The following is a 22,254-nucleotide window of genomic DNA, read 5'->3' as shown; positions in this document are numbered from 1 at the left end:
TCTCTCCTCCGGTCGTTCCAGATTGATCCCTTGATCTGGTTAGGTAAAATGATATTTCATGCCGTTTCATTAACTTGAGGGTTATGGAAACCGTGGTCGACAGCCGTATCAAGTTCCGCCATCTGCAAACCTTTGTCGAGGTGGCGCGCCAGAAGAGCGTGATGAAGGCGGCCGAACTTCTGCATGTCAGCCAGCCCGCCGTGACCAAGACGATCCGCGAGCTGGAGGAGGTTCTCGGCGTCGCCGTCGTCGAGCGCGACGGCCGCGGCATCAAGATCACCCGCTACGGCGAGGTCTTTCTGAAACACGCCGGCGCGGCGTTGACGGCGCTGCGCCAAGGGTTCGATTCCGTGTCACAGGCGCTCTCCGGTGATGCCCCGCCGATCCGCATCGGCGCATTGCCGACGGTTTCCACGCGCATCATGCCGAAGGCGATGCGGCTTTTCCTCGAGGAAGGCACCGGCGCGCGCATCAAGATCGTCACGGGGGAAAATGCCGTGCTGCTCGAACAGCTGCGCGTCGGCGATCTCGACCTCGTCGTCGGCCGGCTCGCGGCGCCCGAGAAGATGGCGGGCTTTTCCTTCGAGCATCTCTATTCGGAACAGGTGGTCTTCTGCGTGCGCGCCGGCCATCCGCTGCTTGCCGCGAGCAGCGCCGTCTTTGCCGGGCTCGACGCCTATCCGGTGCTGATGCCGACGCGCGCCTCGATCATCCGCCCCTTCGTCGAAAGTTTTCTCATTACCCACGGCATTGCCGGCCTGGCGAATCAGATCGAGACCGTCTCCGACGCCTTCGGCCGCGCCTTCGTGCGCGAGAGCGATGCGATCTGGATCATCTCCGAAGGGGTCGTCGCGGCGGATATCGCGGAGGGCATGCTTGCCGCGCTGCCGATCGATACCAGCGGCACGAAGGGCCCCGTCGGCCTCACCATGCGCACCGACGCCGTGCCCTCCCTGCCGCTCGTCATCCTCATGCAGACGATCCGCGAGGTGGCGGGCACGGTGTCGCCGGCGGGTTGAGCCGCCGTCGCGCCTCCGTTATGGCAGGGGCATGACAGACGAACTCGATACCTCTCGCGCCGCGATCATTGCCGTTCATCCGGATCTGGCGGCGACCACTTTCCGGCCGCTCCCCGGCGGCTGGCATTCGCGTGCCGTGGCGGTGGACGACCGCCTCGTCTTCAAGTTCCCGCAGGGCGAAGAGGCGGAACGGGCGCTGCGCCGCGAGGCCTCGATCCTGGCATCCGTCCGCCCGCATGTGACGACGCGCGTTCCAAACCTTCGCCTGCATGAGGGTGAACCGCTCTTCTCCGAACACGCGATCATTCCCGGCGAACACCTCGAGACGGCGCAATATGAGGCGCTGCCGGAGTCCGCGCGGCAACAGCTGGGCGACACGCTCGCCCGCTTCTATGCCGAGCTCCATTCGCTCGATCGCGGCGTGATGGCGGCGGCCGGCGCATTGCCTGTCGAGCGCTGGCTCGATGCCGATGCGATTGCCGCCGGCGCCCTGCCGCTCCTACCGGACGAACTGCACGGCTTCGCCGAGAAAACGATCGCCGGCTGGCGCGCCCTGCCGCCAGACCCTCATGGCGAAACCTACGGCTTCTTCGACGGCCACGGCTGGAACATGGCCTTCGACCACGCCACCGGCCGGCTGAACGGAATCTACGATTTCGCCGATTCCGGCTTCGGCCCGCTGCACCAGGATTTCATCTATTCGAACTTCATCAGCCCGGACCTGACCGCCCGCATCGTCGACGGCTACGAGCATCTGACCGGCCGCATGCTCGACCGCGCCCGCATCCATCTCCTCACCGGCGTGCATCGCCTGTGGGAACTGGCAGCCCTTGCGGACGCGCCGGAACACCACGCAACGATGATCGCCTCGGTCGCCGCCTGGGCCGCCCGTCAGTAGGGCAGGCCGACGTAGTTTTCCGCCAGCACGGTTTCCGCCGCGCGTGAATGGGTAAGGTAGTCGAGTTCGGCTTCCTGGATCTTCTGGTCGAAATCGCCGGCCTCGGGAAAGCGGTGCAGCATGGTGGTCATCCACCAGGAGAAGCGGACGGCTTTCCAGACGCGGGCGAGCGCGCGCGCCGAATAGGCGTCGATGCCGGTGTTCGAGCGGTCCTGATAGTGCTCGATCAGGCCGGAAAACAGGTAGTGCACGTCGCTCGCGGCAAGGTTCAGCCCCTTGGCGCCGGTGGGCGGCACGATATGCGCGGCGTCGCCGACGAGGAACAACCGGCCGAAACGCATGGGCTCGGCGACGAAGGAACGGAGTGGCGCGATCGATTTCTCGAAACTCGGACCGGTGATCATCGCCTCAGCATGATGGGCGGGCAGCCGGCGGCGCAGTTCGTCCCAGAAGCGGCTGTCGGACCATGCCTCGATCTTCTCGTCCAGCGCCGCCTGGATATAGTAGCGGCTGCGGGTCTCGGACCGCATGGAACAGAGCGCGAAGCCGCGTGGATGGTTGGCGTAGATCAACTCCTCGCTCACCGGCGGCACCTCGGCGAGAATGCCGAGCCAGCCGAAGGGATAGACCTTTTCGAAGGTGCGGATCGCCGTCTCCGGCACCGCCTTGCGGCTCGCGCCGTGAAAGCCGTCGCAGCCGGCGATGAAGTCGCAGTCGATGCGATGGGTGATGCCATCCTTCTCATAGGTCACATAGGGCGCGGCACCGTCGAAATCGTGCGGCGTGACATTCACCGCCTCGTAGATCGTGAGCCGGCTATCGGCTTCGCGCTGTTCGATCAGGTCGCGCGTCAGCTCCGTCTGGCCATAGACCATCACTTGCCTGCCGCCGGTGAGATCGAACAGGTCGATGCGGTGGTCGCGGCCGTCGAAAGCCAGCGAAAACCCGTTATGCGGCAGGCCCTCGGCCCGCATGCGGCTGCCGACGCCCGCCTTTTCCATCAGCCCGACCGTGCCTTCCTCCAGCACGCCGGCGCGCACGCGGCTCAGAATATGCGCCTTGCTGGAGCGGTCGAGGATGACGGTCTCGATGCCGGCATTGCCGAGCAACTGCCCGAGCAGCAGCCCCGATGGACCCGAGCCGATAATGGCGACCTGAACACGCATGACATCCTCCCGACCTGGCATTGCGCAAATTGTCGGCGAGAAGGGCGGGCGTGGGCAATGGACGGATCGGCCCAGAAATTGTACAAATCGAACATCGTAAACCGACGGTGCCGGCATGACCAGACACGTCCCGACCTATGATCTCTATGGCGAACGGGCCGGCAATGCGCCGGATTTCTGGTTGCACTGCGAGACGATCCCGTCGCGCAGCAGCCTGCACCGTTATGAGATCGGCCTGCACCGGCACGAGAGCTTTTTCCAGATCCTGTACATTTCGGCAGGATCGGGAGATGCCCTGTTCGGGCCAGAGCGGGCGACGCTGACGCCGCCGGCCATTGTCACCGTGCCGCCCGCCGTCAACCACGGTTTTCGCTTCTCGCGCGACGTGGACGGCCACGTCTTCACCATGCTCGCCTCGCATCTGCGCCTGGCCGGCGAGATGGGGCGCTTCGTCGCGAAGCCCCATGTCACGCCGCTCGATGCCGGCGATCCGGACGGCGCCTTCGTCATCGCGACGCTGGAACGGCTCGCCGCCGAATGGACGGCCCGGCGCAGCGGCCGCACCGACCTGATGGAAGCCTATCTGGCCTCGGTGCTGATGCTGACGGCGCGGTTTTCAGGTCGTGACGATGCGCCGGAGGGCGCGGCAGCGCGGCGCATGGAGCATCTGAACGGCCTGATCCACCAGCATTTTCGCGCGCAGCGGCCGGCCGGTTTCTATGCGGAAAAACTCGGTATTTCGCCGACGCATCTCAACCGCATCGTGAAAGTGGCGACGGGGCTTTCCGCGCATGCCTATATCGGCCGCAAGATGATCGACGAGGCGAAGCGCGAACTCGTCTTCACCGACATGCCGGCGCAGGAGATCGGCCTGCGCCTCGGCTTTGCCGACCCCGCCTATTTCTCGCGCTATTTCCTGCGCGAGACCGGCGAGACGCCGCGCGCCTGGCGGCTTCGCGAACGGGTGCGGCTGGCCACTCAGTCGTCGGAATAACGCTCCTCGCGCCACGGGTCGCCGCGCATGTGATAGCCGTTGCGCTCCCAGAAACCGGCCTGGTCGCCGGGCAGGAAATCCACGCGCGTCAGCCACTTGGCGCTTTTCCAGAAATAGAGATGCGGCACGACGAGGCGCATTGGGCCGCCATGTTCTACGGAGAGAGGCGTGCCTTCCCAATGGGTGGCGAGAATGGCGTCTTCCGCCGCGAAATCGGCGAGCGGCAGGTTGGTCGTGTAGCCGTCATAACTCGTCAGCATCACGAAATCCGCCTCCGGCCGCGGCATGACGAGGTCGAGCAGGTCGCGGGTGGAAACGCCTTCCCAGCGATTGTCGTAGCGCGACCACGTCGTCACGCAATGGATGTCCGAGAGTTTTTGGCTTTGCGGCAGTGCCAGGAAATCCGTCCAGTTGAAGGATGTCGGGTTTTCCGCGCCGCCCTTCACGTCGAGCCGCCAGCTTTCCGGGCGGATCACCGGCTGCTGGCCGAGATCGAGCACCGGCCAGTTTTTCACCAGATGCTGGCCCGGCGGCAGGCGGTCGGTCTCCGGCCGTGTGATGTGGCCTGTCAGGAATTTTCCCTCGTCCGCCCATTTGCGTTTGGTGCGGGTGAGCTTGCTGTCGTCGTCGTCGCGCATGGCGGTCTCCTGCTGCACTGCAACAGGTGGGGTCGTCCCCTGACCTCTGTCAAGGCCGGCTCAGGCGAGCACCTGCCGGAGCGCCGCCTGCACCTCGCGCATCGCCGGCAGGTAGCGCTCGACCATCTCGCCGGCGGTCGCAAGTGCTGCTGGCGCGCCGATATTGAGCGCCGCGACGACCCGGCCACGGGCGTTTTCCAGCGGCACGGCGATGGAGCAGAGGCCGATTTCCAGTTCCTGGTCGATCACCGCATAGCCCTGCCGGCGCACGCGGGCAAATTCCGCCATCAGGTCGTCCGTGTCGGTCTTCGTGAACGGCGTGTTCGCCGGCCGGTCGGACGCCTCCACGATCGCCCGTGCCTCCGCCTCGGGCAGCGCTGCAAGCAGCACGCGGCCCATCGAGGCGCAATAGGCGGGCAGCCGCGAGCCCGGCATCAGGTTGATCGACATGACGCGTTTTTGCGCCGCGCGCGCCACATAGACGATCTCCGTGCCATCGAGCACCGAGGCCGATGCGCTCTGGCCGACCTTTTCGGAGAGCTGATCGAGATAGGGCTGCACGAGCCGCGGCAGCGGCGTCGCGGAAAGATAGGCATGGCCGAGCCGCAGGATCTTTGGCGTGAGCTCGAAGAACTTACCGTCATAGGCGGCATAGCCGAGTTCGGCGAGCGTCAGCAGGCAGCGCCGCGCCGTCGCCCGGTCGAGTCCGGTTTCCTTCGAGACGTCGGTGATGGTGAGCCGCGGTTTTGTCTCGCCGAAGGCCTCGATGACCGTGAGCCCCTTGGCAAACCCGCCGATGAAATCCGTCTCGCGCATTGTCCCTCGCTTTTCTGCGGTTTGTGCGATAATTGAACAAAAGTCAAATAACGCACAAAATACCTTGCCGCTTTTCCCCTTCGGATTTACCTCTGCTGCAACAAAGGGAGATTTTGCATGGACAAGACCATCAAAAGTCTGGCGGAGGCGGTGGCCGGGATCGGCGATGGCGCCACGATCATGATCGGCGGTTTCGGTGGGTCAGGCGCGCCGATCGAGCTGATCCACGCGCTGATCGACAAGGGCGCGAAGGACCTGACCGTCATCAACAACAATGCCGGAAACGGCCGTATCGGCATCGCCGCGATGATCGATGCCGGGATGGTCCGCAAGATGATCTGCTCCTTCCCGCGCTCGACCGATCCGCGCGCCTTCACCGATCGCTATCTGGCCGGCGAGATCGAGCTGGAACTGGTGCCGCAGGGCACGCTCGCCGAGCGCATCCGCGCCGGCGGCGCCGGCATTCCGGCCTTCTACACGCCGACCAGCTACGGAACCGAACTCGCCAAGGGCAAGCCGACCGCCGAATTCGATGGCCGCATGTATGTGCAGGAGCGCTGGCTGAAGGCGGATTTCGCGCTGGTGAAGGCGCATGTCGGCGATACGCACGGCAACCTCACCTACAACAAGGCAGCCCGCAATTTCGGCCCGCTGATGTGCATGGCGGCGGCAAAGACCATCGTGCAGGTCGGGCAACTGGTGAAGCCGGGCGGCATCGAACCGGAACACGTCGTCACCCCCGGCATCTTCGTCGACGGCATCGTGGAAGTTACGGATGCCCGGCAGGAAGAAGATCTCATCCGCGCAGGAGTGACCTACGCATGACTGTCGATACGCGTGAAGACATCAAGCTTTCCAACGCCCAGATCGCCTGGCGCGCGGCGCAGGACATTGCCGATGGCGCCTATGTGAACCTCGGCATCGGCTTTCCCGAAATGGTGGCGCGCTACCAGCCGGCGGGCCGCGAGGCGATTTTTCATACGGAAAACGGCCTTTTGGACTTCGGCGAGGCGCCGCCGGCCGGCGAGGAGGACTGGGACCTGATCAATGCCGGCAAGAAGGCCGTCACGCTGAAGCCCGGCTCCGCCTTCTTCCATCATGCCGACAGCTTTGCCATGGTGCGCGGCGGCCATCTCGACGTCGCGATCCTCGGCGCCTACCAGGTGGCGGAGAACGGCGACCTCGCCAACTGGCGTGTCGGCTCCAAGGGCGTGCCGGCCGTCGGCGGCGCGATGGACCTGGTGCACGGCGCCAAATCGGTCGTCGTCATCACCGAGCACGTCACCAAGAATGGCGAACCGAAACTCGTCGAAAAATGCACCTTCCCGCTCACCGGCGTCGGCTGCATCACCCGCATCTATACGAGCCATGCGGTGATAGACGTCTCCGGCGGCCGCTTCGTGCTGCGCGAAAAGCTGGCGGGCATGACGTTCGAAGAATTGCAGGCTATGACGGGCGCGAAACTCCATGTCGACGGCCCCGTCGCCGATCTCGTCGTGCCGGAAATCTGAGACCGGAAATCTGAGGCCGGAAATCTAAGGAAAGACCATGAGCGAAGCCTATATCTGCGACTATATCCGCACGCCCATCGGCCGCTTCGGCGGCTCGCTCTCTGCGGTGCGTGCCGACGATCTCGGCGCCATCCCGCTGAAGGCGCTGATGGCGAAGAATGCCGGCATCGACTGGGAGGCCGTCGACGACGTCATCTTCGGCTGCGCCAACCAGGCGGGCGAGGACAACCGCAACGTCGCGCGCATGTCCTCGCTGCTTGCCGGCCTGCCCGTTTCGGTCTCCGGCACGACGATCAACCGGCTGTGCGGCTCCGGCATGGATGCCGTCATCGCCGCCGCCCGCGCCATCAAGGCGGGTGAGGCGGAGTTGATCGTCGCCGGCGGTGTCGAAAGCATGAGCCGTGCGCCCTTCGTGATGCCCAAGGCCGAGACGGCCTTTTCGCGCAATGCGGAAATCTACGACACGACGATCGGCTGGCGCTTCGTCAACCCGCTGATGAAGAAGCAGTACGGCGTCGATTCCATGCCGGAAACCGGCGAGAACGTCGCCGAGGATTTCAAGGTGTCGCGCGAGGACCAGGACGCCTTCGCCGTGCGCTCGCAGGCCAAGGCCGCCGAAGCACAGGCGAACGGGCGGCTGGCGAAGGAAATCACCCCCGTCACCATCCCGCAGCGCAAGGGTGATCCGGTCGTCGTCGAGAAGGACGAACATCCGCGCGCGACCACGATGGAAGCGCTCGCCAAGCTCGGCACGCCCTTCAAGAAGGAGGGCGGCACGGTGACGGCCGGCAATGCCTCCGGCGTCAACGACGGCGCCGCGGCACTGATCATCGCCTCGGAGGCGGCGATCAGGAAATACGGCCTGACGCCGATCGCCCGCATTCTCGGCGGTGCCATGGCGGGCGTGCCGCCGCGCATCATGGGCATCGGCCCGGTCTATGCGACGCAGCGTCTCTGCGCCCGCCTCGGCCTGAAACCGTCCGATTTCGACGTCGTCGAACTCAACGAGGCGTTTGCCTCGCAGGGCCTGGCGACGCTCCGCGAACTCGGCATCGCCGACGATGCGGACCACGTCAACCCGAACGGCGGCGCCATCGCGCTCGGCCACCCGCTCGGCATGTCCGGTGCCCGCATCACCGGCACGGCGGCGTTGGAGCTGCAACTGACCGGCAAGTCGCGTTCGCTTTCGACCATGTGCATCGGCGTGGGGCAGGGTATTGCCGTGGCGCTGGAGCGGGCTTGAGGCTGCGGTAGCCCCTCACCCTAACCCTCTCCCCGCAAGCGGGGAGAGGGGACGTGCCCAACTCTACGGCAGAGAATTAGGAAAACGATGCGGCATATCCCTTCGCCCCGCTTGCGGGGAGAAGGTGGCGGCAGCCGGATGAGAGGCTGCTTCGCCAACGACAATTGACACGGCCCCGCCGCTCCGGCACCCATGCGGACCGATCCTTCCGCTTCGATGACGGCCCGCCATGTCTAAAACCACCCGCGCCACCCAGGCCCTTGCCAAGTCCGGCACGTCCTTCACCGTCCATACCTACGACTACGATCCGACGGCCGACCGCGTCGGCATTCAGGCCGCCGAGGCGCTGGGGGAGGATCCGTCACGCGTGCTGAAGACGCTGATGGCGGAGGTGGATGGCAAGCCGGTCTGTGTCATCGTGCCGTCGGATTGCGAGGTCAGCATGAAGAAGCTGGCGAGCGCCTTCAAGGGCAAGGCGGCGAACATGATGAAGCCGGCGGATGCCGAGCGGCTCACCGGTTTCGTGGTCGGCGGCATCAGCCCGTTCGGCCAGAAGAAGCAGGTGCCGACGGCAATCGAGGAGGCCGCACTCGTGCATGAGGCGGTCTATATCAACGGCGGGCAGCGCGGTTTGCAGGTGCGGCTGGCGCCCCGCGATGCGCTTACCGCGCTGAAGGCGATTTCGGCGCCGGTCATCGCCTGATTGCGCCTTCTCTTCCGGCAATAAGCACACTAAGTTTCTTTCATCCATTTTGAGAACAGACAGGCATGCCATGACCTATCCCGAAAATTCCGCCCCCGCCGTCGATCCGCAAAAGCTCGACAAGCTCGCCGAAGTCGCGGTGCGCGTCGGCCTTCAGCTCCAGAAGGGGCAGGATCTCGTGGTGACGGCACCGGTTGCGGCCCTGCCGCTCGCCCGCCTCATCACCAAACACGCCTATATGGCCGGCGCTGGCCTCGTCAGCACCTTCTATTCCGACGAAGAGACGACGCTCGCCCGCTATCATCACGCGCCGGACGAGAGCTTCGACCGTGCGACCGACTGGCTCTACGAGGGCATGGCGAAGGCCTATGCCAATGGCGCGGCACGCCTTGCGATTTCCGGCGACAACCCGATGCTGCTCTCCGGCGAGGACCCGGCCAAGGTCGCCCGCGCCAACAAGGCGAACTCCACCGCCTACAAGCCGGCGCTGGAGAAGATCGCCAATTTCGACATCAACTGGAACATCGTCTCCTACCCGAACCCCTCCTGGGCAAAGCAGGTCTTCCCGAACGACCCGGAGGTCGTGGCGGTCGAAAAGCTCGCCAACGCCATCTTTGCGGCGTCGCGCGTCGATGTCGCCGATCCGGTCGGCGCCTGGCGGGAGCACAATGCCAATCTCGCCCGCCGTTCGGCCTGGCTCAACGGCGAGCGCTTTTCCGCGCTGCATTTCACGGGGCCGGGCACGGACCTGACGGTCGGCTTGGCCGATGGCCATGAATGGCATGGCGGTGCCACGACGGCGAAGAACGGCATCACCTGCAACCCGAACATCCCGACGGAAGAGGTGTTCACCACGCCGCACGCGCTGCGCGTCGAGGGCCATGTCTCCTCCACCAAGCCGCTCTCCCACCAGGGCACGCTGATCGACGATATCCAGGTGCGCTTCGAGGGCGGCCGCATCGTCGAGGCGAAGGCCTCGAAGGGCGAGGCCGTGCTGAACAAGGTGCTGGACACCGACGAGGGCGCGCGCCGGCTCGGCGAAGTGGCGCTTGTGCCGCATTCCTCGCCGATTTCGGCGAGCGGCATCCTGTTCTACAACACGCTGTTCGACGAGAACGCCTCCTGCCACATCGCGCTCGGCCAGTGCTATTCGAAGTGCTTCCTCGACGGCGCAAACCTTTCGCCCGAGCAGATTCGTGCCCAGGGCGGCAATGAAAGCCTCATCCACATCGACTGGATGATCGGTTCCGACAAGGTCGATATCGACGGCATCCGTGCCGATGGCAGCAGCATTCCCGTCATGCGCAGCGGCGAGTGGGCATGACCCATATCGGCGTGATCGGCGGGGGCGGCTGGCTGGCCGGGGCTCTGCTCCGGCCAGTGCTTGCCGACCGCATCGTCAAGCCGGCCGATCTCGTGCTGTCCTCGCGCTCCGGCAATATTTCCGGCTTCGAAGCCTGGCCGGGCGTGCATATGACGACGGACAATTCCATCCTGGTGGATGCGTCCGACGTCATCGTCTTCTCCGTCCGCTCGTCGGATCTCGACGATATCGACCTCGATCTTCGCGGCCGTTTCGTCATCTCCGTCATGGCGAGCGTCTCGGTGGAGGAGATCACCGACCGGTTTGGCGCACGGCGTATCGTCCGGGCGATGCCCAATGCCTGCGCCGAGCAGCGGCTGTCCTTCACGCCGTGGTTTGCGACGGATGACGTGCGCAAGTCCGAGGCGGAGTTCGCGCAAAGCTTCTTTTCCGCCTCGGGGCGGGCGCATTTCATCACCAACGAGCATGAGCTCGACTATTTCACCGCGCTCACCGGTTCGGGCGCCGCCTTTCCGGCGCTGATGGCCGATGCGATGATCCGCCATGCGATCGAGGCGGGAATCGATCCCGAGACGGCGGATCTCGCCGTTCGCCAGCTCTTCCTCGGTGCTGCGACCCAGATGGCGCGGCTGACGGAGACGCCGGCCGATATCGTGGAACTCTTCATGGAATATCGCGGCACCACGGCTGCCGGCCTGTCCGCGATGATCGACGCCGACCTGGCGCATGCCGTCTTCATGGGGCTGACGGCCGCACGCCGGCGGGCGGTGCAGGGCGCGGACTGATCCGCGCGGCACCTTGCGCCTGCGCCCACTGGCTCAGCCAGACACTTCCCAGCACCACGATCATGCCGGCGATCTGCAGAAGGCCATGGACACAGCACCGGCTGCTGGAAGGCCTGGATGACGGCGAGCGCGGGGCGCTGGATGGCTTGCTGCGAAAGTTCCTGGCCGAATTCGAATAGTCAGATGCGGTCGGTGAGCTTTTCGACCCTCGCGAGATGCGTCTTGCGCTTGGCGTCGCCGATGCGGTCCATGTCGTAGAGATTGACCAGCTTGAAATCGAGGCCCTTGGCGCAGAAGGCGGCGATGCCGCGCTTCAGCAGTCGTTTTACCGGGTTGCCCATGTAGAGATGCACGATCCACCAGGGCGAGCCGGTCGTGGTGAAGGCCCAGAACAGGTGGATATTGTCGAGGCGCGGCTGAATGCGCCCGCCGGCCGGATCGTTTTCATAGGCGACGCCGGGGGCAAACACCCGGTCGAAGAATCCCTTCAGGATGGCCGGGAAATTGAACCACCACTGTGGAAAGACCAGCACGAGCCCGTCCGCCGCCTTCAGCCGCGAAACGAACGGCTCCGCCTCCGACGGGTCGTAACCCGGCTGGAAAAAGCGGGCGCGTTCGGAGGGTGTGAGCCGCGGATCGAAATCCTCGCGGTAGAGGTCGAGAAGATCGACCGCATGGCCGTTTGCCGTGAGCTTCCGCCGGACCGTCTCGGCGACGCTTGCGGCGAAACTCTCTTCCAGCGGATGGGCGAGCACCAGCAGGATGCGCATCAGAACAGCGAGCCCTGGCGCGGCGCGGGTTTTTCCGGCTCCGCCTTCGCACCCTTCTTGCGCGGCGTGCCGCCGCCCGAACCCGTGACGGCATCGACCGTGCCATCGGCGAATTCGATGGCGATCGCCCGGCCCGGCCCCAGTTCCGCTGCGGCGTTGATGGGCGCACCCTCCTCGTCGCGCACCAGCGCATAACCGCGCTTCAGCACGTTGCGATAGGAGAGCGATTGCAGCATGCGGTCCTGCGCCTGAAGCAGCGCGCGGCGGCGGGCGAGATTGCCGGCGAGCGCGCTTTCGGCGCGCAACGCCAGTCCCGTCAGCCGGTCGCGCGCCCGGCCGGTCTGCGCAGCGATGCGGGCCGGTGTCGCGCGCAGCGACACGTCGAAGGCGGAGAGCCGGGCGCGGAACTGGTCGAGCCGGCGCTCGACGATGCGCTCGGCGCGTTGCACGCGGTCGGTGACGCGCTGGCGGCGCTCGGCGATGCGGGTCAAAAGCACGTCCGGCCGAAGATGCGCCGCCGTGCGCTCGAAGGCGCGGCGCTTGTTGACCGTGTTCATCTGCAGGCCGCGGCCAAGCCCGGTCGCCGCCTCGTCGAAACGGCGGCGGGGGAGCGCGAGAAGCTGGTCGAGCGAGGGCAGCGCGCGGGCGAGTGCGCGCACCCCCTGGCGGCGATTGTCCATCTGGCGGGCGACGGCGCCGCGAAGGCGGGCTGTGAGCGAGGCGATCTCGGCGTCGAGGTCGGCTTTGACGGGCACGGCCATTTCGGCGGCGCCCGTCGGCGTCGGCGCGCGCCGGTCGGCCGCATGGTCTATCAGCGTCCAGTCCGTCTCGTGGCCGACGGCGGAGATCAGCGGGATTTTCGAGGCGGCGGTGGCGCGCACGACGATCTCGTCGTTGAAACTCCAGAGGTCCTCCAGACTGCCGCCGCCGCGCGCGACGATCAGCACGTCCGGCCGCGGCATCGGCCCGCCGGGTTGAAACGCATTGAAACCATCGATCGCCGCCGCCACCTCCTGGCCGGACCCTTCGCCCTGCACCTTGACCGGCCAGACGATGACATGGACAGGAAACCGGTCGGCGATGCGGTGCAGGATATCGCGGATGACGGCACCTGTCGGCGAGGTGACGACGCCGATCACCCTCGGCAGGAAGGGGAGCGGCTTCTTGCGCTCCGTATCGAACAGCCCTTCGGCGGCGAGCTTGCGGCGGCGTTCCTCCAGCAGCGCCATCAGCGCGCCCGCCCCGGCGGGCTCCAGCGTCTCGATGACGATCTGGTATTTCGAGGAGCCCGGGAAGGTCGTGACCTTGCCGGTGGCGATCACCTCCATGCCCTCTTCCGGCTTGAAGCGCAGCTTCGAGAAGCTGCCCTTCCAGATCACCGCGTCGATGCGCGCCCGGTCGTCCTTCAGCGAGAAATAGGCGTGGCCGGAGGAATGCGGGCCGCGATAGCCGGAAATCTCGCCGCGCACCCGCACCTGGTCGAAGGCCTGCTCGACGGTGCGCTTGATGGAGCCGGAAAGTTCCGACACCGAATATTCGGCGAGGTTGCTGGGCGAATCACTGTCGGAAAAGAAGCTCATGCGACAAAGTGTAGTGCGTTTGGCGGCGGATGACAGGGTGCCGCGGCCGGCATCCCCAGCTGTCGCACCTCAAAACAGGGCCTATTCGGGTTTCACCCGGTAGAGCTGCAACACCGGCCCCTGCGCGCCTTCGACGGGTTCGAGATAGGCCGGCACCTTGCCTTTCAGCAGGTTGGCATAAAGCCCGTCCGGCTCGGCATCGGCGATCACCGCGATCTCAGAATTGCCCGGGCAGAAGGCCAGCAGCGTCACCTTCGCTCCGCGCAGGAATGCTTCCGCCTGGTGCGGGTTGGAAAGGCCGATATGCAGCTCCGTCAGCATGCCGCCCTGGTTGCGGTGGTACGGCGCGGACAGCACGCGGTGGCCGGTGAAGCGCAGGATCGGCGCGCCGAGATCCGAAACGGCGGCGACCACGCCGACCGGCTCGTGGGCAAGCGGCGCCAGCACGGACTGGTCCTTGCAGGTGGGCGGCTTCGCCCTGGTCGAAAGCTCGGCGCGCAGCAGATTGCCGGACTGGCCGGGCCACAAGGCGCCGGCGAGGGCCCAGCTCGCAGGCGTCGAGGCAAGCGTCAGCCCGGCGAAGGCGGCGCCGAGCTTCAAATTCTTCGGCGCGGCGTTGGACGCCTGGCGCAGGCCGGCGACCATCCTGCCGAGCGGTATGGCGGCAAGCACGTAGACGAAGATCGAGCCGCGGACCTGGAGGATGGAGATCGCGAAGGCGACCGTCAGCAGCGCGACCAGGATCAGGTGCTGTTCCGTCGCCTCGCGGCGATAGACGCTGCGCAGGCAGGCGACGATCGCGATCAGGCCGGTGGCGTAGAAGCTGGCGATCGACGTGGGGTCAAGCCGGAACTGGGCGATTGCCGATTGCGCCTCGATGACCATGTCGAGCCAGAAGATTTTCAGCAGCGGATCGAGCGCATCGAGCGGGTTCGACAGACAGCCGGGCGCGATCAGCAGCACGGCGGCCGCAAGCACGGCACCGGCACCGGCGAGCGCAACCAGCCGGCCGCGGAACGACCAGGTGCTGGCGAGCGATGCCGTCAGGAAAAGCGTGCCGCCGCCGAGCGTGGCGAGCGCATAGAAGCCGTAGGACAGGCTGTCGCAGGTGACCTGGCTGTAATGCGACGGCGCCACGGTGGCGAAGAAGGCGCCGGTCGTCGTCAGCGCCAGCGCAAGGCCGTAGGCGGTGGCGGCATCGCGGAAGCTGCTGCCATGCCATGCCCAGCGCAGGGCGACGATCAGGCAGACCGCGCCGATCAGCGGCGTCGTCTCCACGCCGATGGCGATGGCAAAGCCCGCCAGCACGCCGGCGATCGCGTGGTCGCGGGGCCGCCCGGTGGGCGAAAGCAGCATGGCGGTGATGGCGGTCACCAGCAGGATCTGCACGTTGTGGTGATCGATCGAGCCGGGCTGGAAGCGGTTCAGCGACAGGATGAGGATGCCGGTCAGGATCAGCGTCGCATGCATCGCCATCGTGCCGCCCAGCCGATAGCTGGCGACGCCGGCGCTGAAGAGCACCGCGACGACGAGAATGGACGGCCAGACGGCAAGCGCCAGCGCCTCGGCCTGGTGCGGGCCGGCAAAGAGCGAGAAGAAGCTGATCAGGTTGGCGATCGGCAGGTCGATGAAGCGCGACCAGTGCATCGGCGTGCCGCCCGAAAGCCCCAGGCGATATTGCGTCGTGTCGAACCAGCCCTGGCCGGCGAGCAGGTCGCGCACCATGACGAGCCGCATCGCATCGTCATTGTCGGAGCCGACATAATCGGTGGCGAGGGGCAAGGACAAGGCCAGCAGCAGGGCGATGGTGATGGCGGAATAGAAGGCGAGCACGCGCCAGGTCATCCCGGTGCGCGGGGCGAACGTCTCCGGCGCTGCGATCGGCAGGGCTGCAGGCATGGATTTCGACACGTTTCGCCTCTTTGTCTGCCCATTCAACTCTGGCGAAAACCTAGCCTTAACCTTCTCAAGAAATAGTAAAACCCGTGGGTCGCATGAGGCGGCCGGCGACGGGAGAACGCTCCGCCATGACGGAAGCCTTGCTGGAAGACCTTGAGATTGCCGTCCTGTTGCCCTGCTATAACGAGGCGCAGACGATCGGCGATGTCGTGACGAATTTCCGCACAGCGCTGCCCTCCGCCCGCGTTTATGTCTACGACAACAATTCCACCGACTCGACCGCGTTGCGCGCAGCGCTGGCGGGCGCGACCGTCGTGCGCGAGCGCCGCCAGGGCAAGGGCAATGTGGTGCGCCGCATGTTCTCCGACATCGAGGCGGACATCTACATCATGGCCGATGGCGACGGCACCTATGCGGCCTCCGACGCGCCGGAACTCATCCGCACGCTGATCACCGAGGGCGCCGACATGGTCGTCGGCACGCGGCGCGGTGTGCATGCCGATGCCGGACGCCAGGGCCACGCCTTCGGCAACCGCATCTTCAACACGCTGTTCCGCTCGCTGTTCGGCAACGATTTCTCCGATATCTTCTCCGGCTACCGCGCCTTCTCCCGCCGCTTCGCGAAAAGTTTTCCGGCGGTGTCGGGCGGCTTCGAGATCGAGACGGAAATGTCGGTGCATGCCTCACGCCTGCGCATGCCGATCGCCGAGCTGGAGCTCGATTACGGCCGCCGGCCTGAGGGGTCGCACTCGAAACTCTCCACCTTCAAGGACGGCGCGAAAATCCTCTGGATGTTCGCCATGCTGATGAAGGAAACGCGGCCCTTCGTGTTCTTCGGCGCGATCAGCGGCTTCTTCATGATCCTGAGCCTCAGCTTCATGGCGCCGGTGCTGGGCGAATATTTCCGCACGGGCCTCGTCGAGCGCATGCCGACCTGGGTCTTCTCGCTGGCACTGATGATGATCTCGTTCCTTGTCTTCTCCGCCGGCATGATCCTCGATTCGCTGGCGCGCGCCCGCGCCGAGCAGCTGCGCATCCACTACATGAACCAATCCGCCGGCCGGCATGCGCGCACCGCCCGCAAGGCGGACAAGACGACACGGCATCTCGCGGCCTGATCGAACGGAAGACGACCATGAATAGGGAAACCACCAACCGCATCCGCTTCGTGATCGAAGATGTGCTGCCGCCGATCCTGCGCGATTCCGCGCTGTTCAAGCAGGCGGCGAGCCTGGTCTGGGGCAAGCATATCGGCAAGCTCGCGAAATTCCGCGAGCGCGCGCCCTTCCTCACCGCCGCGGAGTATGAGGATCTCTACCGCGAGCATCCGCGCGTCCATGCCGGCACGGACAATTCGCAGGCCTGCATCGACCGCATCGTCGCCTCCATCGTCGGCGAGAGCGTCTGCGATGTCGGCTGCGGCACCGGCGCGCTCTTGAACTTCATCAAGGCGGGCAATCCCGGCCTCGAGCGGTTGACCGGCGTCGATTTCGTCGTCGACGATGCGGCGAGTATCACGGGCGTCGAATATGTCGCCGCCATGATCGAGCAGCTGCCCTTTGCCGATGGCGAGTTCGATACGGTCGTCTGCACCCATGTCATCGAACATGTGCTGGAATACCGCCAGGCCATCGCCGAGCTGCGCCGCATCGCCCGCCGCCGGCTGATCATCGTCGTGCCGCGCGAGCGGGAATACCGCTACAGCTTCAACCCGCATTTCAACTTCTTCCCCTACACGCATTCCTTCCTGCGCGCCGTGCATCCGGTGCCGCCGCGCCATGTCTGCGTCGATATCGGCCGCGACATTTTCTACATGGAAGACCGCGCGGAGCCCGACGCGTGACGACAGGCGGCTATAGCCCCACCATATGGGCCGGCCTGCTCGGCACGCCGCTCCTGATTGCGGCGGGGCAGGTGCTGTTCAAGCTGACAAGCGGCACGACCGGCGAATTCGGCGTGAAGGGCCTCGTCGCCCTGGCGCTCAATCCGCTGCTGCTGCTGGCGCTTGCGATCTATGGCGCCGGCACGATCGTCTGGATCTTCGTGCTGAAGGCGGTGCCGCTGACGATCGGCTATTCCTTCATGGCGCTGACCTTCTGTTTCGTGCCGCTGCTCGCCAGCCTCTTCCTCGGCGAGGCGCTGACCCTGCGCTACGCGCTCGGCGCCGTCCTCATCGTCGGCGGCATGCTCGTCATCAACGGCTGAACTCACCCTTCGAAATGCGCCCGCGTCTCGGCATCCGCCGGGAAGAAGCTCTCGATCAGCACGCCCTGCACCAGCGCATCCTGTGTCGAGCCGAAGGAGGTCAGCGTGGTGATCCAGTTGAAGCGTTTCGCGCCGATCGCCATCTCGATCGGCAGGATCGGAAGCCTGTCCGTTTCCGGAAAGGCCTGCAGCGCCGCCTGAATGTCGTCTGCCGCCGCCAGCCGCTCGATGCGCTTCAAAAGCGGACTGCGCGGCCCCTGCAGCCAGGCCTCGGCCCGGATGCGGTGCACCAGGTCGGCGGCGGACTGCGCCCAGTTGACGACGATCCCGCGCAGCGGCGTCGGCCCGAGATAGGCGTCGAGGAAATTGTCGCCCGGCGACACCGCGATGCCCGCCATGCCGGCAAGGCCGAGAAAAGCCGGGTTGGCGGTCAGCACATTGTATTCGTGATCGAAGACGACGCCCGGATAGGGATCGTGCCGGGCGAGGATGAGGCCGATCGCCTGCTCGACGGCCGGTGGGAAAGCCGAAAGGCTCGCGGCGGGCGACGTCGCGAAACGCGGGCGAAAACCAGCCGCGGAAAACAGTATGCCCTGGTCACGTGCCGGGATATCGAGCACCGACGAAAGCCGGAGGATCATGCCTTCGGAGGGCCGTGAGCGGCCGGTCTCCAGGAAGGAGAGATGGCGGGAGGAGATGCCGGCCTCGGTCGCCAATTCCAGCTGGCTCATGCGCCGGTGGCCGCGCCATTCCTTGAGGTGTTCGCCGAATTCCATGCCTGCCTCCCTTCATGCTGTCCCGCGCACTAAACAGCAGCCACGACATCATTTCCATTACCTCCAAGGTAATTGGTTTGCCGCATCGCTCCCGGCAGGATCAGCCCATCGAAACGAAAGGAGCCCATCATGTTCGCCACCCTCAACCGCAATCTGCTGAAGTCCATCATGCTCGCCGACGGCGTCTTCTCGCTTGCCGCCGCCGCCGGTCTCTTCGCCCTGTCGGGTACGATCGGTAGCCTCGTCGGCCCGCTCGCCACGCCGGCTGTCCTCAATGGCTTCGCCGCCTTCTTCCTCGTCTGGGGCGCCTTCCACCTCGCCGTCGGCCGGCAGGCGCGGCCGTCGCCCGCCGCGGTCCGCGTCGCCATTGCCGGGGATGGGCTCTGGGTCCTCGGCAGCATTGCGGTCCTCCTCTTCGCCCGCAGCGGGCTGACGCTCACCGGCATCGGCTTCATCGCGGTGGTGGCCGTGGCGGTTGCCGATATCCTTCTCGTCAAGCAGATCGGCCTCGGCCGGCAGCAGCGCGCGGCCCTCGCCTGAGCATCGGATCGCCTCCGCGAAAGCGGGGGCGATTGCCGTTCAGAAAGCGTTGGCCTACCCCGCGGGAGAGATTCCCCTTGCCTGGAAAATGCACTACCGTCGCGCCCGAATGAAAACGGGGAGCCCTTCATGCGCGTTATCTTTTCCGAGGACCACAAGCTCAGGAACGCTCGCACCGAGCTTTACGGCGGCGAGCTCGTACCGCCCTTCGAGGCGCCGTTCCGGGCGGAGTGGATCCTGGCGGCGGTCAAGGATGCCGGTTTCACCGACATTGCCGCGCCGGAACGCCACGGGCTCGAAACCGCGCTGAAGGTCCATGACGCCGGCTACCTCGCCTTCCTGGAAGTGGCCTGGGAAAAGTGGAAGGCTGCCGGCTATCGCGGCGAGGCGATCGCCACGTCCTTCCCCGTGCGCCGCACCTCGCCGCGCATTCCCACCCAGATCGATGGCCTGCTCGGCTACTATTGCAACGCCACGGAAACCGCGATTACCCCCGGCACCTGGGAAGCGGCCGTCTCCTCCATGCAGACCGCCGTGACGGCGGCCGATATCGTGGCCGGCGGCGACAAGGCCGCCTTCGCGCTCTGCCGCCCGCCCGGCCACCATGCCGGCATCGACAGTTTCGGCGGCTATTGCTTCATCAACAATGCCGCCGTCGCCGCCCAGCGCTTCCTCGACAAGGGCGCCAGGAAGGTCGCGGTGCTCGACGTCGATTTCCACCACGGCAACGGCACGCAGGATATTTTCTACGAGCGCGGCGACGTCTATTTCGCCTCGCTGCACGGCGATCCGGCCGAAGCCTTCCCGCACTTCCTCGGCTATGCGGAAGAGACCGGCAAGGGTGCCGGCGAAGGCACCACGCAGAACTACCCGCTGCCGCCCGGCACGCCCTATTCCATCTGGGAGGCTGCCCTTAACGACGCGCTGAAGCGCATCGCCGCCTTCGGCGCAGAAGTGATCGTGCTATCGCTCGGCGTTGACACGTTCGAGAAGGACCCGATCTCCTTCTTCAAGCTCGTCTCGCCGGACTACATCACGATGGGACGCGCGGTCGCGGCATCCGGCGTGCCCGTGCTCGTCGTCATGGAAGGCGGCTATGGCGTACCGGAAATCGGCCCCAACGTCGCCAACACACTGAAAGGCATCACCGGCTGACGGCTTGCATCAATTTTCCTGAAGCAAGGCGTCACGATTATCCATTTGTCGGCTGGCAGACCCTCCTCTAGGACTGTGCGCCTAGAGGAGACCTCACATGGCGGATCAACAGGTGGCAACGGGCGGCAAGCTTTCCGGCTCCGGCAATGCGGGGCTGTTCATGGGCGTGCTGCTCTGCCTCGCCTCCATGTCGAGCATCCAGTTCGGCGCGGCGTTTTCCGCCACCGCGATCGACGCCTACGGACCGTCCACCACGACGTTTCTCCGCTTGGTCATGGCGGCCGCCGTGCTGGCGCTCATCGTGCGCCCGCCCATGCGCTCCTACAGCCGCGAACAGTGGAAGAGCGCGCTGGCGCTTGGCGTCACCATGGCGGCGATGACGCTCTGCTTCTTCGCGGCGATCGACCGCGTTCCCCTCGGCCTGGTCGTCGCCATCGAGTTTCTCGGGCCGCTCGCCGTCGCCACCTGGGGGCTCGGCGGCTGGCGGCTGGTCTGGCCGCTCGCGGCCTTCATCGGCGTCGTTCTGCTCTCTCATGATGGCGAGGGCTGGGTCGGCGATCCCGTCGGCGTGCTCTTCGCCTGCGGCGCCGGTGTCGGCTGGGGCACCTATATCGTGCTCATGAAGAAATCAGGAAAACTCTTCAAGGGGCTGGAAGGGCTCTCCATGTCGCTGATCGTGGCGGCGACCGCCGCCGCACCCTTCGGCCTCGCCCGCGCGCACGAGGCGATGAGCCCCGAAGGCCTCGGCATGATGCTCGGCCTCGCCCTCCTCGTGCCGCTCGTCCCCTATGCGCTGGAAATGATCGCGCTGCGCCGCATGCCGATGTCCGCCTTCGGTATCCTGATGAGCCTCGAACCGGCGCTCGGCGCGCTGGCCGGCTTTCTCGTGCTCAGCCAGCCGATGACGCCCTGGCAGATGCTGGGCACCGGGCTGGTCGTCGCGGCAAGCGCCGGCGTCACTTCGGGCGGAAATGGCGACGCCTAGGCAAAACTGCCGCCTCTTTCATGTTCCTGCCGCAATCGCTAGGTTGAAGCAGTGAATCGAATTCTCGGGGACGCCTAGATGTACAAGAAATGCGCTGTTATCGCGGTTGCCGCGGTCTATCTCTCTGCCTGCACGACGACCGATCCCTATACGGGCGAACAGAAGGTCTCGAACACGGCCGGCGGTGCCGCGATCGGCGCCGGTATGGGCGCGGTTGCCGGCCTGCTGATCGGCAACAACCCGGTGCAGCGCCGCAATGCCGCGCTGATCGGCGCCGGTGTCGGCGCGCTGGCCGGCGGTGCGATCGGCAATTACATGGATACGCAGGAATCCGAACTGCGCGCGCAGCTCCAGGGCACCGGCGTCTCGGTCACCCGCGTGGGTGACCGCATCGTCCTCAACATGCCGTCGAACGTCACCTTCTCGACGGACCAGGACCAGGTCATTCCGCCGTTCTACCCGACGCTCGATTCGGTGGCGATCGTGTTGCGCAAGTTCAACAAGACGCTGATCGACGTCGACGGCCACACCGATTCGGTCGGCAATGCCGGCTACAACATGGATCTCTCCAACCGCCGCGCCAATTCGGTCGCGAACTACCTCGCCTCGCGCGGTGTCGATCCGCGCCGCATGTCGGCGATGGGGTACGGCCTGGAGCGTCCGATCGCCTCCAACGCGTCGGAAATGGGCCGCGCGCAGAACCGTCGCGTCGAAATCGCGATCTCGCCGCTGAAGAATTAAGCCCGCGTCAACGCCGGGTCGTCGTCGGCCGGATTGTAGAAGAGCGAGAGCACCAGGCTCTTCGCGATCCGCTCGGCCGTTGCCATGAACCACGCCTTCGCCTCCGGCGAGGGCGCGATGTCGTCCAGTGTCGCGGAAAACAGGCCGAGCCAGGTCTGGAACAGCGGCGGGTTCATGCCCGCCACACCCTGATGCGCCATCACGGGCTTGCCGCCATAGCCGCCGTCCTTGAAGGCGACGGCGGACCAGAAGCGGTTCATCTTCGCCATATGCTCCGGCCAGCGGCCTTGAAGCCGGCCGTCGAAGACCGGGCCTAGCTCCGGATGCGCCCGCACGCGGCCGTAAAACGTCTCCACCAGCAGCGGAATGAAGTCGGCGGTAACACCGATCGCCTGCATCTCCGCCTCCGCGCGGGCACGGATGGCGGCGAAATGGGAGAGGCGGTTGGGAGCATCTTCGGTCATGGGCCGAAGATAGGATGCCGGCCGGCCGTATACAATCCGGCC

The 22,254-nt window shown here is 65.8% G+C and carries 24 protein-coding genes; 16 read left to right on the top strand and 8 right to left on the bottom strand.

Annotated features, from left to right (window positions below):
* The first annotated feature begins 92 nt into the window (after positions 1–92).
* Positions 93–1,019 carry a pca operon transcription factor PcaQ gene (pcaQ, locus tag VGN93_RS05915; protein WP_327506721.1) on the top strand — a complete coding sequence of 309 codons (927 nt, stop codon included), beginning with the start codon at positions 93–95 and terminating at the stop codon, positions 1,017–1,019.
* A gap of 31 nt (positions 1,020–1,050) precedes the next feature.
* Positions 1,051–1,917 carry an aminoglycoside phosphotransferase family protein gene (locus VGN93_RS05910; RefSeq protein ID WP_327506720.1) on the top strand — a complete coding sequence of 289 codons (867 nt, stop codon included), beginning with the start codon at positions 1,051–1,053 and terminating at the stop codon, positions 1,915–1,917.
* Here the strand turns inward: VGN93_RS05910 and pobA are convergent.
* Positions 1,911–3,083 (bottom strand): 4-hydroxybenzoate 3-monooxygenase, encoded by a 1,173-nt coding sequence (gene pobA / locus VGN93_RS05905; protein ID WP_327506719.1) that lies wholly within the window; start codon positions 3,081–3,083, stop codon positions 1,911–1,913. The two genes, VGN93_RS05910 and pobA, sit on opposite strands and share 7 nt — an antisense overlap.
* A gap of 115 nt (positions 3,084–3,198) precedes the next feature.
* Here pobA and VGN93_RS05900 point away from each other — a divergent pair, with 115 nt between their 5' ends.
* The gene (locus tag VGN93_RS05900; protein ID WP_327506718.1) at positions 3,199–4,077 is read left to right on the top strand and encodes a helix-turn-helix domain-containing protein; all 879 of its coding nucleotides are present in this window, start codon (positions 3,199–3,201) and stop codon (positions 4,075–4,077) included.
* Here the strand turns inward: VGN93_RS05900 and VGN93_RS05895 are convergent.
* Positions 4,062–4,715 (bottom strand): sulfite oxidase-like oxidoreductase, encoded by a 654-nt coding sequence (locus VGN93_RS05895; RefSeq protein ID WP_327506717.1) that lies wholly within the window; start codon positions 4,713–4,715, stop codon positions 4,062–4,064. The two genes, VGN93_RS05900 and VGN93_RS05895, sit on opposite strands and share 16 nt — an antisense overlap.
* 60 nt (positions 4,716–4,775) lie before the next feature.
* Complete coding sequence (locus tag VGN93_RS05890) at positions 4,776–5,531, bottom strand: IclR family transcriptional regulator (RefSeq protein ID WP_327506716.1); 756 nt, start codon at positions 5,529–5,531, stop codon at positions 4,776–4,778.
* A 117-nt stretch (positions 5,532–5,648) separates the two neighbouring features.
* On the opposite strand from VGN93_RS05890, the gene VGN93_RS05885 reads away from it, so the two are divergent.
* The 6 genes from VGN93_RS05885 to VGN93_RS05860 all read left to right on the top strand — a co-directional run bounded on the left by VGN93_RS05885 (position 5,649) and on the right by VGN93_RS05860 (position 11,097).
* Positions 5,649–6,356, top strand: coding sequence for a 3-oxoacid CoA-transferase subunit A (locus VGN93_RS05885; RefSeq protein ID WP_327506715.1), 708 nt, complete (start codon positions 5,649–5,651; stop codon positions 6,354–6,356).
* Complete coding sequence (locus tag VGN93_RS05880; protein ID WP_327506714.1) at positions 6,353–7,042, top strand: CoA transferase subunit B; 690 nt, start codon at positions 6,353–6,355, stop codon at positions 7,040–7,042. Before VGN93_RS05885 ends, VGN93_RS05880 begins: the two co-directional genes overlap by 4 nt.
* A gap of 37 nt (positions 7,043–7,079) precedes the next feature.
* Entirely contained in the window at positions 7,080–8,285 is a 1,206-nt protein-coding gene (gene pcaF, locus VGN93_RS05875; RefSeq protein WP_327506713.1) for a 3-oxoadipyl-CoA thiolase, read from the top strand.
* Between the two features lie 229 nt (positions 8,286–8,514).
* Positions 8,515–8,988 (top strand): Cys-tRNA(Pro) deacylase, encoded by a 474-nt coding sequence (gene ybaK, locus VGN93_RS05870; protein WP_327506712.1) that lies wholly within the window; start codon positions 8,515–8,517, stop codon positions 8,986–8,988.
* Between the two features lie 70 nt (positions 8,989–9,058).
* Complete coding sequence (locus VGN93_RS05865) at positions 9,059–10,312, top strand: aminopeptidase (protein WP_327506711.1); 1,254 nt, start codon at positions 9,059–9,061, stop codon at positions 10,310–10,312.
* Positions 10,309–11,097, top strand: coding sequence for a pyrroline-5-carboxylate reductase family protein (locus VGN93_RS05860; protein ID WP_327506710.1), 789 nt, complete (start codon positions 10,309–10,311; stop codon positions 11,095–11,097). Before VGN93_RS05865 ends, VGN93_RS05860 begins: the two co-directional genes overlap by 4 nt.
* 179 nt (positions 11,098–11,276) lie before the next feature.
* Here the strand turns inward: VGN93_RS05860 and VGN93_RS05855 are convergent, their stop codons facing one another.
* From VGN93_RS05855 to VGN93_RS05845, 3 genes are all read right to left on the bottom strand, one after another.
* Entirely contained in the window at positions 11,277–11,867 is a 591-nt protein-coding gene (locus VGN93_RS05855) for an NAD(P)H-dependent oxidoreductase (protein WP_327506709.1), read from the bottom strand.
* Positions 11,867–13,447, bottom strand: a complete 1,581-nt coding sequence (gene xseA / locus VGN93_RS05850) for an exodeoxyribonuclease VII large subunit (protein WP_327506708.1) — start codon at positions 13,445–13,447, stop codon at positions 11,867–11,869. Before xseA ends, VGN93_RS05855 begins: the two co-directional genes overlap by 1 nt.
* 81 nt (positions 13,448–13,528) lie before the next feature.
* A complete protein-coding gene (locus VGN93_RS05845) occupies positions 13,529–15,358 on the bottom strand; it encodes a hypothetical protein (RefSeq protein WP_327506707.1) in 1,830 nt (609 codons plus the stop codon).
* A gap of 116 nt (positions 15,359–15,474) precedes the next feature.
* Here VGN93_RS05845 and VGN93_RS05840 point away from each other — a divergent pair, with 116 nt between their 5' ends.
* From VGN93_RS05840 to VGN93_RS05830, 3 genes are read left to right on the top strand one after another with little or no spacing between them, the layout of a single operon-like run.
* A complete protein-coding gene (locus VGN93_RS05840) occupies positions 15,475–16,464 on the top strand; it encodes a glycosyltransferase (protein ID WP_327506706.1) in 990 nt (329 codons plus the stop codon).
* A gap of 17 nt (positions 16,465–16,481) precedes the next feature.
* Positions 16,482–17,189, top strand: a complete 708-nt coding sequence (locus tag VGN93_RS05835; protein ID WP_327506705.1) for a class I SAM-dependent methyltransferase — start codon at positions 16,482–16,484, stop codon at positions 17,187–17,189.
* On the top strand, positions 17,186–17,551 hold the full coding sequence (locus VGN93_RS05830; protein WP_327506704.1) for a transporter: 366 nt from the start codon (positions 17,186–17,188) through the stop codon (positions 17,549–17,551). The genes VGN93_RS05835 and VGN93_RS05830 overlap by 4 nt, the downstream gene beginning before the upstream one ends.
* 2 nt (positions 17,552–17,553) lie before the next feature.
* Here the strand turns inward: VGN93_RS05830 and VGN93_RS05825 are convergent, their stop codons facing one another.
* The gene (locus VGN93_RS05825; RefSeq protein ID WP_327506703.1) at positions 17,554–18,327 is read right to left on the bottom strand and encodes a helix-turn-helix transcriptional regulator; all 774 of its coding nucleotides are present in this window, start codon (positions 18,325–18,327) and stop codon (positions 17,554–17,556) included.
* 129 nt (positions 18,328–18,456) lie between these two features.
* On the opposite strand from VGN93_RS05825, the gene VGN93_RS05820 reads away from it, so the two are divergent.
* The 4 genes from VGN93_RS05820 (at position 18,457) to VGN93_RS05805 (ending at position 21,748) form a co-directional block, all read left to right on the top strand.
* A complete protein-coding gene (locus VGN93_RS05820) occupies positions 18,457–18,867 on the top strand; it encodes a hypothetical protein (RefSeq protein ID WP_327506702.1) in 411 nt (136 codons plus the stop codon).
* Between the two features lie 129 nt (positions 18,868–18,996).
* The gene (locus VGN93_RS05815; protein WP_327506701.1) at positions 18,997–20,022 is read left to right on the top strand and encodes a histone deacetylase family protein; all 1,026 of its coding nucleotides are present in this window, start codon (positions 18,997–18,999) and stop codon (positions 20,020–20,022) included.
* 97 nt (positions 20,023–20,119) lie between these two features.
* The gene (locus tag VGN93_RS05810; RefSeq protein WP_327506700.1) at positions 20,120–21,007 is read left to right on the top strand and encodes an EamA family transporter; all 888 of its coding nucleotides are present in this window, start codon (positions 20,120–20,122) and stop codon (positions 21,005–21,007) included.
* Positions 21,008–21,085: 78 nt separating this feature from the next.
* Positions 21,086–21,748: an OmpA family protein gene (locus tag VGN93_RS05805; RefSeq protein ID WP_327506699.1), complete on the top strand. Its 663-nt coding sequence runs from the start codon at positions 21,086–21,088 to the stop codon at positions 21,746–21,748.
* Here VGN93_RS05805 and VGN93_RS05800 read toward each other — a convergent pair.
* A complete protein-coding gene (locus VGN93_RS05800) occupies positions 21,745–22,212 on the bottom strand; it encodes a truncated hemoglobin (RefSeq protein WP_327506698.1) in 468 nt (155 codons plus the stop codon). The genes VGN93_RS05805 and VGN93_RS05800 overlap by 4 nt on opposite strands.
* Positions 22,213–22,254: the final 42 nt, after the last annotated feature.

Origin of the sequence: Shinella sp. (genome assembly GCF_035998705.1) — a bacterium.
Classification (GTDB): Bacteria; Pseudomonadota; Alphaproteobacteria; order Rhizobiales; family Rhizobiaceae; genus Shinella.
The sequence above is the reverse complement of the archived record's forward strand: the minus strand, read 5'-3'. Positions and strand labels throughout refer to the sequence as shown.